Annotated in this window: 14 protein-coding genes and 1 pseudogene; 5 read left to right on the top strand and 10 right to left on the bottom strand. The window is 66.4% G+C overall.

Going from position 1 to position 15,152, the window contains the following annotated elements:
- From DPM35_RS28555 to DPM35_RS28535, 4 genes are all read right to left on the bottom strand, one after another.
- Window positions 1-1,215, bottom strand: a 1,215-nt coding sequence (locus DPM35_RS28555; protein WP_112130584.1) for a DUF763 domain-containing protein, incomplete at its 3' end; no start/stop codon positions are given.
- 112 nt (window positions 1,216-1,327) lie between these two features.
- On the bottom strand, window positions 1,328-1,651 hold the full coding sequence (locus DPM35_RS28550; RefSeq protein WP_112130582.1) for a hypothetical protein: 324 nt from the start codon (window positions 1,649-1,651) through the stop codon (window positions 1,328-1,330).
- 230 nt (window positions 1,652-1,881) lie between these two features.
- Window positions 1,882-2,235 carry a hypothetical protein gene (locus DPM35_RS28540; RefSeq protein ID WP_112130579.1) on the bottom strand — a complete coding sequence of 118 codons (354 nt, stop codon included), beginning with the start codon at window positions 2,233-2,235 and terminating at the stop codon, window positions 1,882-1,884.
- A gap of 176 nt (window positions 2,236-2,411) precedes the next feature.
- A complete protein-coding gene (locus DPM35_RS28535; RefSeq protein WP_112130577.1) occupies window positions 2,412-2,729 on the bottom strand; it encodes a hypothetical protein in 318 nt (105 codons plus the stop codon).
- Window positions 2,730-2,991: 262 nt separating this feature from the next.
- On the opposite strand from DPM35_RS28535, the gene DPM35_RS28530 reads away from it, so the two are divergent.
- Together DPM35_RS28530 and DPM35_RS28525 are read left to right on the top strand one after the other, a co-directional pair.
- Window positions 2,992-5,019 (top strand): AI-2E family transporter, encoded by a 2,028-nt coding sequence (locus tag DPM35_RS28530; RefSeq protein ID WP_112130575.1) that lies wholly within the window; start codon window positions 2,992-2,994, stop codon window positions 5,017-5,019.
- 348 nt (window positions 5,020-5,367) lie between these two features.
- A complete protein-coding gene (locus tag DPM35_RS28525) occupies window positions 5,368-5,721 on the top strand; it encodes a cupin domain-containing protein (RefSeq protein ID WP_112130573.1) in 354 nt (117 codons plus the stop codon).
- A 326-nt stretch (window positions 5,722-6,047) separates the two neighbouring features.
- Here DPM35_RS28525 and DPM35_RS28520 read toward each other — a convergent pair whose 3' ends face one another.
- The 4 genes from DPM35_RS28520 to DPM35_RS28505 all read right to left on the bottom strand — a co-directional run bounded on the left by DPM35_RS28520 (window position 6,048) and on the right by DPM35_RS28505 (window position 9,670).
- The gene (locus DPM35_RS28520; RefSeq protein WP_112130571.1) at window positions 6,048-8,138 is read right to left on the bottom strand and encodes an acyltransferase family protein; all 2,091 of its coding nucleotides are present in this window, start codon (window positions 8,136-8,138) and stop codon (window positions 6,048-6,050) included.
- A 124-nt stretch (window positions 8,139-8,262) separates the two neighbouring features.
- Window positions 8,263-8,484 carry an alkylphosphonate utilization protein gene (locus tag DPM35_RS28515; RefSeq protein WP_112130569.1) on the bottom strand — a complete coding sequence of 74 codons (222 nt, stop codon included), beginning with the start codon at window positions 8,482-8,484 and terminating at the stop codon, window positions 8,263-8,265.
- A gap of 143 nt (window positions 8,485-8,627) precedes the next feature.
- Window positions 8,628-9,116: a RidA family protein gene (locus DPM35_RS28510; RefSeq protein WP_112130655.1), complete on the bottom strand. Its 489-nt coding sequence runs from the start codon at window positions 9,114-9,116 to the stop codon at window positions 8,628-8,630.
- A 320-nt stretch (window positions 9,117-9,436) separates the two neighbouring features.
- Window positions 9,437-9,670, bottom strand: a complete 234-nt coding sequence (locus DPM35_RS28505; protein WP_112130567.1) for a hypothetical protein — start codon at window positions 9,668-9,670, stop codon at window positions 9,437-9,439.
- Window positions 9,671-10,078: 408 nt separating this feature from the next.
- On the opposite strand from DPM35_RS28505, the gene DPM35_RS28500 reads away from it, so the two are divergent.
- The gene (locus DPM35_RS28500) at window positions 10,079-11,014 is read left to right on the top strand and encodes a hypothetical protein (RefSeq protein WP_112130565.1); all 936 of its coding nucleotides are present in this window, start codon (window positions 10,079-10,081) and stop codon (window positions 11,012-11,014) included.
- Window positions 11,015-12,069: 1,055 nt separating this feature from the next.
- Window positions 12,070-12,192, top strand: a complete 123-nt coding sequence (locus DPM35_RS33180; RefSeq protein WP_281004648.1) for a hypothetical protein — start codon at window positions 12,070-12,072, stop codon at window positions 12,190-12,192.
- A gap of 78 nt (window positions 12,193-12,270) precedes the next feature.
- Here the strand turns inward: DPM35_RS33180 and DPM35_RS32265 are convergent, their stop codons facing one another.
- Both DPM35_RS32265 and DPM35_RS33000 read right to left on the bottom strand, forming a co-directional pair.
- A complete protein-coding gene (locus DPM35_RS32265) occupies window positions 12,271-12,474 on the bottom strand; it encodes a hypothetical protein (RefSeq protein ID WP_146768006.1) in 204 nt (67 codons plus the stop codon).
- Between the two features lie 161 nt (window positions 12,475-12,635).
- Window positions 12,636-13,543, bottom strand: a pseudogene (locus DPM35_RS33000) (LysR family transcriptional regulator).
- A 133-nt stretch (window positions 13,544-13,676) separates the two neighbouring features.
- Between DPM35_RS33000 and DPM35_RS28490 the strand changes: the two are divergent.
- Window positions 13,677-15,104 carry an MFS transporter gene (locus DPM35_RS28490; RefSeq protein WP_112130653.1) on the top strand — a complete coding sequence of 476 codons (1,428 nt, stop codon included), beginning with the start codon at window positions 13,677-13,679 and terminating at the stop codon, window positions 15,102-15,104.
- Window positions 15,105-15,152 lie beyond the last annotated feature (48 nt).

The raw sequence follows: 15,152 nt of genomic DNA, 5'->3' as shown, positions 1-15,152 counted from the left end.
CCCAAACACACTCCTTCCCCCCAACAAATGCGACTGGTCCATTTCCCCCGCCACGATCTCCTTCAGGCTCGGCCCCGTCACATACCGCTCCATCCGGCGTGACTCCCCATCCAGCCTTCGCAGCGCCTCCAACTCCTCACTCCGCCCGAGCTTCGCCTTGCCCACCGCTGATTTCAGCACCGAAATCGTCTCGTCATAGACCTTCAGCGGCACCGGGAAGGGGTGGCGGTCCTTGCCGCCGTGGGCGAGCGAGAAGCGCGCCGGGTCGGAGAAGCGGTAGGGCGCGCCGTGCACCACTTCCGAGACCATGGCCAGCGCCCGCACCGTGCGCGGGCCGACGCCGGGCACCAAGAGCAATTCGGGAAAATCCTTCGGGCCGCTTTCGATCGCCGAGGCGATGTTGCCGTGCAGGCGGCGCATGACGATATCGCTTTCGCGCACGTCGTGATGCGCCGGCATGACGAGGTTGGGCAGCAGCGGCTGCGCGGCAGGCTCCGGCTCGGGTTGAGGCTCCAGCACGGCAAGCTCGCTCAGGATCTTTTCCGGGCTCATCGTCTTGAGCAGCTCGACCTGGCCGCCGCGCGCTTTTTCGGCGCGATGGTCGGTGAGGTTGATGATCTCGCCCTGGCGCTCGCCCTCGATCGCCGCATGCGGCTGGTCGACGAAGCTGGTCAAGCCTTCCGAGAGCCAGTGGTAGCGGCGCGCCTGGCGGGCGTCGCCGTTCATGCCTTGCTGCACCACCACCCAGCGCCCGTCATCGGCGACGATGAAGCCGTGCAGGTAGAGGTCGTAGCCGTCCTGCACGGCGGCGCTGTCCACCTTGGCCACCAGCCGGCTGGCGGTGGCGAGGGCATCGCCGTCCAGGCCGACGCGCTCGCCGATGGCCAGCAATTCGCCCGGCGTCTTGCGCGAATGCGCGCCGCGCCCGCCGCAGACATGGATGCCGAGCTCGCCGGCCATCGGGTTCAGCCCGCGCTTCAGCGCGCCGATGACGGAAGTGGTGATGCCGGAGGAGTGCCAGTCCATGCCCATCACGGCGCCGAAGGACTGGAACCAGAAGGGATGGGCGAGACGCCGCAAAAGCTCGTCGCGGCCGTAATGGTGGATGATCGCCTCGCACAGCACCGCGCCGAGCTTGGTCATGCGCTCGCCCAGCCACTTCGGAACCCGCCCGCCATGCAGCGGCAGGTCGGCGCTGCCGCTTCGCTGCGTCACGTGATTCTCCTGGATGCCGGTAAGTTAGATGGCATGCCGGGAAGGATTTGCAAGCCGCGCGAAGTGCCAATCTCCCCCACGAGAGGGGGGAGATTGGCCAGCCGCCCGCCACCTAGTACCTGTAGTAGTGCCGGTGGTGGTGGTGCCTATGGTGGTACCAGTAGTGGTGATGGTGGTGCCGGTGGTGATAGACGTAATAGTACCTGTGGTACCGGTAGTACCGATAGTGCGGGTAGCGGACCACGTAGCTCGGGTAGTAATCGTCATAATAGTCGCGGTAGCCATAGTACGGGCGGTAGAAGGGCGGCGGCCCGTAGTCGTAGTAACCGCCGGGCGGGCCTATGCCGATGCCGAAAAACACGCGCGCATCCGCCGGCGCGACCGTCGCCGCCGCTGACGCGACGGCGATCACCGAGGCAAGTAGAAGCTTTTTCATGGCAACCTCCTCCTGAGGGTTCGCATTGACAACGCTTTACAAGCCGAAAAGCTGCCAGCGGGCTGTGGGCTTTGTGCGAAAAATCACCGGATTTGAAGCCATGCCTGGTTCCTGGCGGCGAAGAGGCAAATGCATGTCGCCCAGAAGTGCGCAGCGGTTCTGGGACAACGACATGCATCAAAACAAAGACTTAAAGCGCGTCGCCTGAATCCGGTTCAGCGCGACGCGCTTTAGCCGCAGACACGCACCTGCCGCGTGAACCGGTGCCCACCGCCGCGGGTTCTCACCATTTCGATCCGGCAATGGCGGCCGCGGCTTACGACATGATGGCGGGACGGCGCGGCGACATAGCCGCCGTCATAGTCGTTGCCGTAGGTTGGGCCGTAGCCTGGCCCGTCATCAAGATAGGAGCCGCCCCAATAGGAACCGTAGACCGGAGCGTGGTTGTAACTGTCGTAAAAATCGCCGAAGGGGCCGTAGTCGAAATAGCTGCCGCCGAGGAACACATTGCCTGCGTCCGCAGGCGCGACGATGACAACCACGCCGGCGAGCGCGGTCGCCGAGGCAAGCAGGAACTGTTTCATGCCAACCTCCTCCTGAAGGTTCGCCCATGATAACGCGCGGCATGCCGAAAAATTGCGCCGCCATGCACGATCAGCAACATTTGAAGGCTTCGTGAGCGTCCGAAGCGACCATATGCAAGGCGAAAGGATCGCGCGGACCAGCCAAAAGGCCCTTCGCGCGATCCAGTTAGGCTCGTTTAGTAGTTGTTGTAGTAGCCGTTACCGCACACGCGCACCTCCTCCACCACGCGGTGGTGGTGACGCCAGTGGGTCACCAGTTCGGTGCGGCAATTATGGCGGTGATGATAGCGGATCACATAACGCTCCCTATAGGGCGTGTAGTAATCGTCATCATAGACGTGCCGGTAGTAGCGGTGCGGGTAGTAGTCACCGTAGTAGTCGTCACTATAGCCCGGACCGACGCCGATACCGAGCTGAACGCTGGCCGCACTGGCCGGCGCGATCGCGAACGCCGAGGCGATGGCGATCATCGAAGCAAGCAGAAGCTTTTTCATCGCTGCCTCCTGTGTTTCGAGGATGCCCCTTCGACGAGATAACGGTTTCACGCGGCTCATGTTCCAGGAAGCCTCGGCCGCGGCCCTTGGGCAAGACAACGTGGCCAGGTCGCCAGGCGAGCCTGATCCGGCGCGTCGCTTCATCCACGCAACCTCATGAGCCCCGATATTTATTAGGGCAACTGCAACCGACCGGGCGTCGGCGCGTTGCACGCCGGCGAAGTATCTGGGATCATCGCCGCGCGGACGGCATGGAGGCTCGATGGTGGCGGCCAATCGCGGGAACGGGGCGTCGGAGCCGGGGCTGGCAAGCCTGCTCGCCGCTTCCAGGGGCCATCCGCGCACGGCGCTGCCGACGGTGGCGAGCGTGGTCATCACGGTCGCCGCGCTCTATTTCGGGCGCGAGGTGTTCCTGCCGATCGCGGTCGCGCTGCTTTTGACCTTCGCCATCGCGCCTGTCGTGTCCTGGCTGAAGCGCGCCGGCGTTCCGCGCATCGCGGCGGTCATCGCCAGCGTCGCCGGCGCCTTCGCGGCGCTTTCGCTGTTCTCCTTCATCGTTGCCACCCAGGTCAGCGACCTCGCGCAGAACATCCCCGTCTACCAGATCAACATCCTGACCAAGGTCCGCGCGCTGAAGGAAAACGGCCTCGGCGGCGGCATCATCTCGCGCCTCAGCGGCGTCATCGAACGCGTCGGGCAGGAGATCGACCGCCAGGAGCCGCAGCTGCCCTCGGCCGCCCAAGCGCCGAAGCGCGAACCGATCCCGGTCGAGGTCGTCTCGCATGAAAAGCCGCTCGAGGTGCTGCAGAACCTGATCGGTCCGCTGCTCAGTCCGCTCGGCTCCGCCGGCCTCGTCGTCATCGTCGTCATCTTCATGCTGATGGAACGCGAGGACCTGCGCGACCGCTTCATCCGGCTGGTCGGCTATGGCGACCTCCATCGCACCACGCAGGCGCTGCAGGATGCCGGCAAGCGCGTCGGCCAGTATCTGCTGATGCAATTGGTGGTCAACATTATCTACGCCGTGCCCATCACCATCGGGCTCTGGGTGCTCGGCATTCCCAACGCGCTGCTTTGGGGCCTGCTGGCGCTGGCGCTGCGCTTCGTGCCCTATATCGGCCCGATCATCGGCGCGCTGCTGCCGCTGTTCCTGGCTTTGGCCGTCGCGCCCGGCTGGTCGCTGCTGTTGTGGACGGCCGCGCTTTTCGTCGTCGTGGAGCTCGTCACCGGCAACGTCATCGAGCCGTGGCTCTACGGCTCGCATACCGGGCTCTCGCCTTTGGCCATCATCGTGGCGGCGATCTTCTGGACCTGGCTGTGGGGGCCGATCGGCCTGGTGCTGTCGACGCCGCTCACCGTCTGCCTGGTGGTGCTCGGCCGGCACGTGCCGCAGTTCGAGTTCCTCGACGTCCTGTTCGGCAACGAGCCGGTGCTGGAGCCGCATGCCAGGCTCTACCAGCGGCTCCTGGCCGGCGACCCGGACGAGGCGACCGACCATGCCGAGGAGATGCTGGAGGAGAAATACCTGTTCCAGTTCTACGACCAGGTCGCGATTCCCGCGCTGCTGCTCGGCGAGCAGGACCGTGGCCGCGGCGTCATGGATGACGCGCAGCGCCGGCAGGTCGCCGACAGCGCCATGACGCTGGTCGCCAATCTCGACGACAGCGCCCAGCAGGAAGCCGAGGACGAGGAGACCGGGCAGGCACCAGAGACGGGCGATAAGGCGGCGGGCAAGCAGGCGCCGGAGCAGGCACCGGAGAAGAAGGCAGGTGACGGCAAGCCCGTCGAGGAGGGGGCCGGCGAGGAGGTTGACCTGCCCGACGGCTCCGGCCGCGCCGTGCTTTGCGCCGGCGGGCGCGGCGAGCTCGACGACGCCGCCGCCGCCATGCTGGCGCAGGTGCTGGAAGTGCAGGGCGCCGAGGCGACGCGCGCGAGTTTCGCCGACCTCGAACCCTCGGCGGTCCGCCGCCTCGACCTGGAGACCACCGACACGGTCGTCATCGGCTTCCTCAACCGCCAGTCCACCCAGCACGCGCGCTTCATGGTGCGGCGGCTGAAGCGCATCAAGGCCAAGCTCCGCGTCGGCATCGTCTTCTGGTCGGAGGTCGGCAATGGCGATGGCGAAGCGGCGGCCGAACTGGCCGCCACTCTCAATGCCGACTTCGTCGCCTTCGGCATGGTCGGCGCGGTGACCGGCGCGCTGTCCGACAAGCCCGCAGTCTCGCTGAAGCCCGCCCACCGCCGTCGTCGCCAGCCGGCGCGCCGCAAGCAGCTGCAGGCGGCGGAGTGAAGGCGGACCAGTCGGCGCAACGGTGGAAAAGAAAAACTCGCCGGGTCTGACCCTGATGCCCAAGCCCACAGGCCCGGCGAGATTTAAACCTGATCCCCCGATCAGGACCGGCGGGAGGACACCGGCAATCTCTTCATAGCAAGACGGATGCCAGTCCCGAAACGGGACAGCGATGCTTAATGCCGAAAGCCCTGCGGAACGTCCGTTACGTGTTGCTAATGTGCTACAGCTGATCGCCGCATCAAAACCGTCGCCACCTCGTCTGCCGTTGTCGCAACGCTGCGTGCAACGCATGCCGTCATCGGCTATGCCGTCGCCAGCCAATTCCGGCGAAACCAGGAGCATTCGATGACCAGACCCACCATTCTCAAATTCGGCGCCATCGAGCATGCAGAAGCCGGCGACCTGCCGGGCTGGATCGTCGTCGAGGGCAGGCCGACCATGCAGACCGCCGTGCAGCACACCACCGAGGACGGCAAGGTGATGTCCGGCACCTGGCGCGCTTCGCCCGGCACCTATCATGCCACCTATACCGACTATGAATTCGTCCACATGATCGCCGGCCGCATCATCATCACGCCCGACGGCGGCCAGCCGGTCGAAGTCGGCCCCGGCGACGCCTTCGTGGTCGAGGCGGATTTCAAGGGCACGTGGAAGATCCTCGAGCCGGTGACCAAGCATTTTGTGGTTGTGGTGGGGTAGGGGGACGGCGCCGAAGCTGCTGATCTCCCCTCTTGCGTCTACCCTATGCGCACATCTTCCGCGGCTGGCGTAACTGATCGACCTGAAGCTTGATTGCCGCGTGGTTCCCCCAATCCGTCGCTGCTTCGCAGCGCCACCTTTCCCCCCTCCGGAGGGAAAGGAAGGGAGCCTTGCTGGACGAGCGTTGACGGCAAAAGGCCTGGTGCCTTTCCTCTACCCAGTCGATCGGGGGAGAGGTGGCTCGGCGAAGCCGAGATGGAGCGGGGGTCGACCAGCGCTACATTGGACAATCCATGCGCCAGGCCGCCGCCATGGGTGTCGTTGCCCTACCTTCCCACCTTCGAAATCACCCTTTTTTCCACCTCCGGCTCCAGCGATTCCGCGAAGGGCGTGGCCATATGGTGCTGGTCGCGGAAGGCGAGCTTGCCGTCGATGAAGGCGTGGCAAACGGTGGCGTTGCAGAAGCGGTCGGTGAGGTCGACGTAAGCAGCGTTGGGGATGCTGTCGACGATGTCGCGCTCCACCGCCGCCATCGCGTCGTTGGCGGCGTAGGCGCGCGTCTGGTCACAGCGCGAGGGCGCTTCGTCCCGCCACAGCGCCCGCGCCACGCAGGTGTCGACGTTGGCGTTGTTGAACGGCACGTCGCGGATGAAGGCGACCTTGAGGCCGGCCTTGCTCAGGCTGGTGAGGGTGGAGCGCAGGCCCGCCCGCCATTCCGCATCCTGCCTTGCCGTGTCGCCGCCCCGGCCCGCCATCTTGCGCCCGCTGGCCAGCGCCAACTCGGAGATGACCACCAGCGCCGGCCTCGCTTCGATGATCCCGGCGATCGCCTGCTCGCGCCAGCGGTCGCATTCGGCATAGGGGCGCTTGAGCTCGGCCGACCACACGCTGATGCGCGAGGCGCGGCAGGAGTTCTTCAGCCACGTCACCACCCGGTAGCCGTTCTTCCGGCCCGCCTCGATCAGCGGCGTCGACCAGTGGTCGGCGTGGGAGTCGCCGAAGAGAGCGATGACGCGCCGCCCGTCGCCGAACACGCAAGGGGCCGGCGTTACTGTTTCATAGTCCTGCACGCAGCCCGCCCTGGCGCGGGCGGTGGAAGGCTCGGCCGCGCTCGCGGCGATGATGCGTTGCTGCGGATCGAGGTCGCGCACGGCAAGCCTGGCATTGCCATAGGCGGCTGCGACGCCGGTGCCGGTCAGGAGGAGGGCCGGCACCAGCGCCCGCGCCGCATTGGCCGTCAGCCAGCCGTTGCGACGGATCGGGTTCTCGATGAGGTGGTAGGTGAGGGCGGACAGCGCCAGCGTCAGCGCCAGGCAGCAGAGCCGCTCGATGGGCGTCAGCTCCGGCGCCAGCATGCCGGCATAGACGATGACCGGCCAGTGCCAGAGATAGATCGAATAGGAGAGCCTGCCGGTCCATTGCAAGGGTGGCAGCGCCAGGGCGGCATTCACCCAATTCCGTCCGGAATTGGGTGAATAGCCGTCCCTGGCGCCGGCCGCTCCCGCCTTGAGCAGAAGGACCGTGCCGGCGACAGGCAGAAGCGCCAGAAAGCCGGGGAAGGGAGCGTCCTCGCTGAAGGTGAGATAAGCGGTCCCGATCATCGTGAGGCCGGTCAGGCTCAACGCCCGCCCCAGCAGCGGACGCGTCTGCAACAGCCGCGCCGGCGCCATCGATGTGAGGCCGCCAGCGGCAAATTCCCATGCGCGCAGCGGCGAGAAGTAGAACGCCCATGGCTGCGAAACGCTCGTCAGCCAGGCGCAGAGGATGAAGGAGACGAGGCCGACGACGCCGATGGCAACGATGATGGCGCGCTTGCCGGGCTTCAGAGCAATTCCAGGAAAAGTGTGAAGCGGTTTTCCGTCCGGAATTGCGTCAAAGCGAAAGGCTGGAGCGGTTCGTCGCTTCCTTGAAACGGCGAACCGCTCCAGCCGGGCGGCCAGCATCAGGAGCGCCGGCCAGGCGAGATAGAACTGCTCCTCGACCGACAGCGACCAGTAATGGATGAACGGGTTCGATGTGGCGTCATTGGCGAAATAGTCGAACGACCAGCGGATCAGCCAAAGATTGATCATATAGGCCGAGGCGAACATCGCGCCCTTGGAATAGAGCGCCTGCTCCTCCGGCGACAGGATGAGCGCGCCGGCGGCAAGCGTCGCGGCGATGACGAACAATGCTGCCGGCAACAGGCGCCGCGCGCGCCGGGCATAGAAGCGCAAGAGGTCGAGCCGGCCTGTTTCGGATATCTCGGCGACCAGATGCCTGGTGATCAGATAGCCCGAGATGACGAAGAAGATGTCGACCCCGACAAAGCCGCCCGGCAGCGCCTTGAGGCCGAAATGGTAGGCGACGACGCCAGCCACGGCCACCGCTCGCAGCCCTTCGATATCGGGTCGGAAATCCTGCGCCGATGCTGACACGAATACGAACCTCGTGAATGCTCGTTCGTATCCCGCCTGCGGCAAAGCCTCGGCCCTATGCGCCGATATCGCAATGCAACAAATCTAACGCAGTGCAACATAAGGGGAGATTGGCCCCCCGCAATCACGCCTTCTTCAGGAACTCCGTCTTCAGCACCAGGCCCTTCACCTGCTTGGTGTTGCATTCGATCTCGCCGGGATTGCCGGTGAGGCGGATGTTCTTCACCAGCGTGCCGCGCTTGATCGTCTCGGATGTGCCCTTGACCTTGAGGTCCTTGATCAGCGTCACGGAGTCGCCATCCTTCAGCGGCGTGCCTTTGCTGTCTTTCACGATGGCGTCTGTCATGGCGGGTCAGTCTTTCCTCGATTGAGTGGCGTGCGCTCGCCTATCGCGCCGGCCATGACCTGGTCAAGCCGCCCGGTGCCGGATCGACTGCTCTCCGCCTCGAGGCAGGGCAATCGCCCGTGACGGCGCCGGCAATGGGGACGTCAGGAGCTCTCAATCACCACCTCGGCCTCGATCTCGACCGGGAAATTCAGGGGCAGGGCGGCGACGCCGATCGCCGTGCGGGCGTGGCGGCCGATCTCCGGGCCGAAAACCTCGAGGATGAGGTCGGAAAAGCCGTTCATCACCGCCGGCGTCTCGGTGAAGCGCAAGGCCGAATTGACCATGCCGTGCACGCGGCACCAGCCGGTGATCCGGTCGAGGCTGCCGAACTCGCGCTTCAGGCTGCCGAGCATCGACAGCCCGACCTTGCGCGCCGATGCCCGCGCCTCGTCCAGCGACACGCTCTCGCCGACCGCGCCGAACGGGCCGGCAAGCGAGCCGTCCGGCTCCTGCGGCCCATGGCCGGAAATATAGGCGCGGTCGCCGCGCACATTCACCCAGGGAAAGGGCAGCACCATGCCCGGCGGAAGTTTCAAGGGTGGCGGCAGCACGATGCCGAGCGCGGCAAGCTTTTCGTCGGCGCCCGGCATGGCATGGCCTCCCTCGTCGCACTGCGCCATCGCGGCGCCGAGGCCGAGCTTTCCGGCTCGCGGTCCATTCGTCAAGAACGACTTGGAGAAGAAGGGCGCGCGCTTGGCCCGCGCGGACCGCAGCCCCTGAGATCCGCGCGCGGGCAGGCGCCGCCTTGCCAGCGGCGCTAAGCCCCCCAGCCCTCAGGCTGGCCGGGTGGCTGTCGGCTGGGTCGTTCGCCCGCTGCTTTCCTGCAGTCGTCCTAAAGCATGTCTCCCGAAAGCGGGAACCGGTTTCGGGATAAAGCGCATGGAGCGAATCCGAAGGATCGCGACGCGCTTCAGAAATGCAGGTCCAGCGGCTGCGGATAGGCCTGGCCCGGATCCCCGGTCTTCGGCGTCTGGCCCGCCAAAGGCACGATGCCGCCGGTTGCCGTCTGATCGAGCGGCGGCCGATGCTTGCCCGTTGTGGCGGCCTTGTCTTCGGTCACCAGGATTTTCGTCTTGGCCCCGGCGCCTTGCGTCAGCGCGACCGAGAGGAGAAGCGCCGATAGCGCGGATAGGACGATCTTCATGGCAGGTTTCCTTTCCTGGTTCTGCGGCCTCCTCATTGCTTGAAGCCCGATGCGTCGAGCAGCGCGACCTGCTTGCCGTCGACCTCCACGAAGGAAGGGGATGACGTGCTCGAGCCCCGCATTCAGCGCATTTTTCATGATGGTCCGCCCTTGCCCGAAAAGAGCTTAGCGCCGGCTGCACAAGGGCAAAGGCCGGCCATGTGGAAGGGCGTGGAATTCTCCGGAATTTCCACGGCCTGGGCCTGTGGAAGGTGGCAGCGCCGGACATCGGGCGCAGGACGAAAGTCCGGCGCGTCGCGTGGCGAGCATGCGTATCATCACAAGTCGACGCCGTGCCGTCGGGCAGCCGCGGCCGGCAATGGCCGGGCATGATTTCTCGGAAGGGCACGGGGTCCGAGGGGCGGTTCGATGGCACAACATATCGCGCAGAAGCTGAGGCTGACATCGGCCCTGCTCGGCACCGTCACGCGCAAGGATCTCGCGGCGGCGTTCCGTGCCGTCAACGCCAGGACGACATTCGATCTCGGCCGTGCCGACAAGTGGCTGCAGGGCCGGGCTCATCCGCGCGAGCTCAGCGTCTACGAAGACTGGGCAAAGCTGCTGCGGCTGGAGCAGCCCGGCGCGTGGATCGCCGAAAGCGATCTGCCGAGCTTCACCGCCGCCATCTGCGCCCGTCACGGCGTCGACCGGGTCGCGCTCGAACGGCACGCCGCGCAGCAGTTCGAGGCAGCCTCCGCGCATGACGACCGCGCCCACAGCATCGCGCTTATCGGGACCTATGCCTGCTATTCGCGCGCATGGTCGCCCTATTATCGCGGCCAGCTCATCAAGGGCAGCCTGTCGATCGAGGGCGGGCCGGGCGTGCACGGCCTCACCGCCCGTTACCGGGAGGCGTTGCCGACCGGCCAGCTCGTGCTGGGCGGCCCGGTGACGCCGGCAAAGCGCGGCCTGTACATCCATGTCAGGGAGGCCGGCGGCGACGCCCAGTTCTTCTTCAGCCTGTTCCCCCAGTCGCAGCCGGGCAGCGTGCTGGGCGGCTATATGTGCGGTACGGCCATCATTGGCCCCGAGGCGCAGCCCTCGTTCACCAGGATCATCATGGTGCGCCTGCGCGATCCGGTGCCGGGCGCCCCCGAATGGGGCGGATATCTGTTGCCGCAGGGGTCGATCGCCACCGATCTGGCGGCGCTCGGCATCGCCATCGAGCATCCCGAAGCCGTAGACCGGCTGCTGGGGCGATTCCTCGGAGCCGATGGCGCGGGCGACGTCGGCCAGATTCCGCCGGCCGAATTCCGCGCCATCCTCGACGTGTTCGACCGCCGTTGGCTGCAACACGCGGGTTAAGCCGAGGCGGGTCTCAAAGGTCTGTCGGAGGACGGCGCCGGATGTTGCCGGCGCGCCACAGCCCACATGCTTTCGCTCGCAGTCAGTCCTCATCGTGCTTCGATGACACGGATTTTCTTTGACGGGAGACCTTTGGCGTTGCGTGGTGCGGGCGCAAAACCGGGCAAAGGGGTTCCCTATGAAGAAGACTTACGAGAAGCCGGCGCTGTCGAAGCGCCAGAAGCTGTCGAGCGTCGTTGCGATTGCCATTCCTTCGAACGTCAAGGAGTAACGCGGACGCGGATGACAATCGGCCGGCGGCCTCTCGGCTTGCCGGCCAATTGTTTGGCGTCAGTTGCAGGGCGGTCAAATTCGGCCCCCGCTCGACGCGGCGGACGCAGGGCATATCTTGCGGTCCTGATCCCATCGTCGATCGGGCCGAGACAGCCGATGAAGAAGCCATATAGCGACCAGACGTGACAGGCTTTCGGCGGTGACCGCCGCCTTGCGGTCCTGCGGCCTCACGTTCTGAAATCCCAGGAACGCGCCGTCGACCCGATCGGTTTTCAAGCAAGCTGTTTTAGAGTTGGAGCCGGGTCGGCCAGGAGCGGGCGGTGCACTGCAGGTGCCCGCCCGTCCGGCGCCGCCGCCAAGCTGCTGAAACCCCGTCCGTCCCCAACAGCAACGGTCATGGCGTGACCAGTGCTTGCGGAGTGCCATTGGCGCGGTGCCCTGTCAACGCCGGCAGCGGTCGGCTGGAAGCGGCTTTTGCGCCGCGTTTTTGTGCCGGAAATGTCCCTTGCGGCCATTCCGGCGCCGCCGCGAAACGGCGGAATTCCGGGCTTTTCGCGCTTGACCGGGCTTATATGCCTATCTGCTTGAATAGGCTGATTTTTCGCCGGCCGACATTTCCCGCTGCCCCCGACTTTTTTTGGGTGCATTTGGCCGCGCGCCATCGGGCGGCCGGCAGCGGCCGATTTCCCCTTGAAGCGGCATCGGAGGCTGTGTGAGTCATTTCATGATGTTCTCATGAAAGGCATGGTAGAGTATCGCGCAGCGAAAGGGGGGAAGTTGCGATGACCAATCGGTTGTTCGAGATCCTTGCCAGGCGGCGGGGGTGGCTGGATCGACTCGCATTGGGGCTGCTTGTCTTCCTGGCGACATTGGTCGCGGCGCTGATGGGTGGCGCCAGCGCCTGAAGCGCGTCGCGATCTTTCAGATCCTCCACATGTGCCACAGGCTCGCCAGCCCAGATGCCGTGATCGCCCTGTCGCGGCTCAGTCCTGCAAGAGAGGGGGTGCGCCGTAGCCGCGCAGGCCGGTTCCGTTGCAGGCCTGGCAGGAAACCCGTTGTCCAGGGCAATTGTCGCGCAACATGCCCGAGGGACAGCATGAGCCGTTCGACGCCACCTGCTTTTCACACTCGAACACCTTGCCGGCGCCCAGGCACCGGGGGCAGGCGAACTTCCTGAATTCGCTCAAGCGAGCCTCCGGCTGTTTCAAAAGCGCCCGGCAACGCGGTGAACATGCCACGGGTTCCATGAACGGCACGGTTTTTTCTTCCCATATTATACGTTAGTAAGAGCTAATGTTAAAGAAGAGTCCCGTGGCGCGTGGTTGCTTCCTCGCCGCGTCAATCCCTCTCAAGGGCCGGGGTTACGCGTTCCGCCACACACCTCCTTCACCAGCCCCCGCAGCCAGCGATGCGCCGGATCGGCATCGAGCCTCGGATGCCACAACAGCGAGATCGTCAGCGGGGCAAGCTTGACCGGCAGCGTGAAGGTGAACAGGCCCTCGCGCAGCGTGCCCGTATAGCGCTCCGGCACCGTGGCGATCAGGTCCGAGCCGCGCGCCAGCGCCAGCGCCTCGGCGAAGCCCCCGACCACGGTCGCGATTGTCCGCGTCAGCCCGGCGAGCTCCAGCGCGTCATCCACCGGGCCGCGATCGAGCCCGCGCCGCGAGATCAATATGTGGCGGCCGGCGGCGAAGCGGGCGGCGGTGACGCGGCCTTCGCTCAAGGGATGGCCGGCCCGCGCGACGCCGACGAAGCGGTCGCGGAACAACGCCTGCGAACGCACCTCCGGCCCGGTCGTATTGCCGATCACGCCGGTCTCCAGGTCGACCGCGCCCTCGCGCATCGGGCCGCTGTCCTTGTCGGGCTTGGGCACGAAGCGCAATTGCACGCCCGGCGCTTCCCGCGACGCGCGGGCCAACAGCGCCGGGCCGAAATTCTCGACGAAGCCGTCGCTGTTGCGCAGCGTGAAGCTGCGGTTGAGCCGTCAAGGTCAAGCCGCTCGGCGGGCCGCAGCACCGCTTCCGCCTCCTTCACCAGCCGGCCGACCTCCGTGCCAAGCTCGACGGCGCGCGGCGTCGGCACCAGGCCTCGCCCGCCGCGCACCAGCAGCGGGTCGCCGGTCGCCTCGCGCAGCCTCGCCAGGGCCCGGCTCATCGCCGAAGGACTGAGCTTCAGGCGCCGCGCCGCCTTGGCGACGCTGCCTTCGGCGAGCAGCACATCCAGCGTGACGAGCAGGTTGAGATCGGGTCGCGACATAAGCGCAACCATAGCATGGTTGTCGCTCGATGACATGGCGTTTCATGCACTGATCAAGTGCAAATGCTGCGCGTTCCGCCATATCGGCTGGACGCCTATCTTCCCGCCGAGTTCACCCGACGGAGAAGACATCATGGCCGATATTGCTGAGATCCGCGCCGCGCCCGTAAGCCGCTCGACGGCGGGCGCGCTGGCCAGCCTGTCTTTGGCCATGCTCGTCTCCTCGCTCGCCACCAGCATAGCCAATGTCGCGCTGCCGACGCTGAGCGTGGTCTTCGCCGCGTCCTTTCCGGCGGTGCAATGGGTGGTGCTCGCCTATCTGCTCGCCATCACGGCGCTGATCGTCAGCGTCGGGCGCCTCGGCGATCTCGTCGGACGACGGCTGCTGCTGATCGCCGGCCTGGCGCTGTTCAGCGCCGCCTCGTTTGCGGCCGCGCTCGCGCCGTCGCTGGCGCTGCTGATCGCCGCGCGCGCCGTGCAGGGGCTGGGCGCGGCGGTGATGATGGCGCTGACGATAGCCGTCGTCGGCGAGACGGTGCCGAAAGAGCGCATCGGCAGCGCCATGGGCCTGCTCGGCACCATGTCCGCGATAGGCACGGCGCTCGGCCCCTCGCTCGGCGGCGTGCTGATCGCCGCTCTCGGCTGGCGCTCGATCTTCCTCGTCAATGCCGCGCTGGGCGGCGTCGCGCTGCTTGCCGCCTGGCGCGCCCTGCCGGCGGCGGGCATCGTGCGCCAGGCGACGGGCGCGAAGGCCCGCTTCGATGTACCGGGCACGCTGCTGCTCGCCGCCACCCTTGCCGCCTATGCGTTGGCCATGACCATCGGGCGCGGCCATTTCGGCGGCCTCAACGCGGCGCTGCTCGGCGCGGCCATGGTCGGCGCGGCGCTGTTCGTCGTCGCCGAGGCCAGGGTGGCGTCGCCCCTGGTCAAGCTCGCGCTGTTGCGCGACAGGGTGCTGGCGCCGAGCCTCGCCATGAACGCGCTGGTCTCGACGGTGATGATGGCCACCTTGGTCGTCGGCCCGTTCTTTCTGTCGCGCGCGCTGGGCTTGAGCGAAGCGGCGACCGGAGCCGTGCTGTCGATCGGCCCCGTGGTCTCGGCGGTCTGCGGCGTCATTGCCGGGCGTATCGTCGACCGGCTGGGTGCGGCCGCGATGGTCGTCGCCGGCCTGGCGCTGATGGTCGCCGGCTGCGCCGCGCTCGCGGCACTCCCGAGTCTCTTCGGCGTTGCCGGCTACGCGGCAGCCATCGCCGTGCTGACGCCGGGCTACCAACTCTTCCAGGCCGCCAACAACACCGCCGTCATGGCCGATGTCGACAGCAGCGAGCGCGGCGTGGTGTCGGGCATGCTCAGCCTCTCGCGCAATCTCGGCCTCGTCACCGGCGCGGCGGTGATGGGCGCGGTGTTCGCCTTCGCCGTGGGGACGAGGGACATCGCGGCGGCGGCCCCGGCCGCAGTCGCGCACGGGATGGCAATGACCTTTGCGGTGGCCGCGGGGTTGGTCGCGGTCGCGGTGGCGATTGGGTTTGTCGGTGATCGCGGGAAGCCCCGGGGCGCCTGATCCGGAACGTCAACCTCGCTTTGTGATGAAGCTCGGCCGTCTGCCTGA

It is taken from the genome of Mesorhizobium atlanticum, from assembly GCF_003289965.1.
GTDB classification, from domain to species: Bacteria; Pseudomonadota; Alphaproteobacteria; order Rhizobiales; family Rhizobiaceae; genus Mesorhizobium; species Mesorhizobium atlanticum.
The sequence above is the reverse complement of the archived record's forward strand: the minus strand, read 5'-3'. Positions and strand labels throughout refer to the sequence as shown.

What these genes read in the sequence shown, in the direction of transcription:
- DPM35_RS28550 (WP_112130582.1), bottom strand. Translation starts at nt 1,651, where the DNA reads ATGAAAAAGCTTCTACTTGCCTCGGTGATCGCCGTCGCGTCAGCGGCG.
- DPM35_RS28540 (WP_112130579.1), bottom strand. Translation starts at nt 2,235, where the DNA reads ATGAAACAGTTCCTGCTTGCCTCGGCGACCGCGCTCGCCGGCGTGGTT.
- DPM35_RS28535 (WP_112130577.1), bottom strand. Translation starts at nt 2,729, where the DNA reads ATGAAAAAGCTTCTGCTTGCTTCGATGATCGCCATCGCCTCGGCGTTC.
- DPM35_RS28530 (WP_112130575.1), top strand. Translation starts at nt 2,992, where the DNA reads ATGGTGGCGGCCAATCGCGGGAACGGGGCGTCGGAGCCGGGGCTGGCA.
- DPM35_RS28525 (WP_112130573.1), top strand. Translation starts at nt 5,368, where the DNA reads ATGACCAGACCCACCATTCTCAAATTCGGCGCCATCGAGCATGCAGAA.
- DPM35_RS28515 (WP_112130569.1), bottom strand. Translation starts at nt 8,484, where the DNA reads ATGACAGACGCCATCGTGAAAGACAGCAAAGGCACGCCGCTGAAGGAT.
- DPM35_RS28510 (WP_112130655.1), bottom strand. Translation starts at nt 9,116, where the DNA reads ATGCCGGGCGCCGACGAAAAGCTTGCCGCGCTCGGCATCGTGCTGCCG.
- DPM35_RS28505 (WP_112130567.1), bottom strand. Translation starts at nt 9,670, where the DNA reads ATGAAGATCGTCCTATCCGCGCTATCGGCGCTTCTCCTCTCGGTCGCG.
- DPM35_RS28500 (WP_112130565.1), top strand. Translation starts at nt 10,079, where the DNA reads ATGGCACAACATATCGCGCAGAAGCTGAGGCTGACATCGGCCCTGCTC.
- DPM35_RS33180 (WP_281004648.1), top strand. Translation starts at nt 12,070, where the DNA reads ATGACCAATCGGTTGTTCGAGATCCTTGCCAGGCGGCGGGGGTGGCTG.
- DPM35_RS28490 (WP_112130653.1), top strand. Translation starts at nt 13,677, where the DNA reads ATGGCCGATATTGCTGAGATCCGCGCCGCGCCCGTAAGCCGCTCGACG.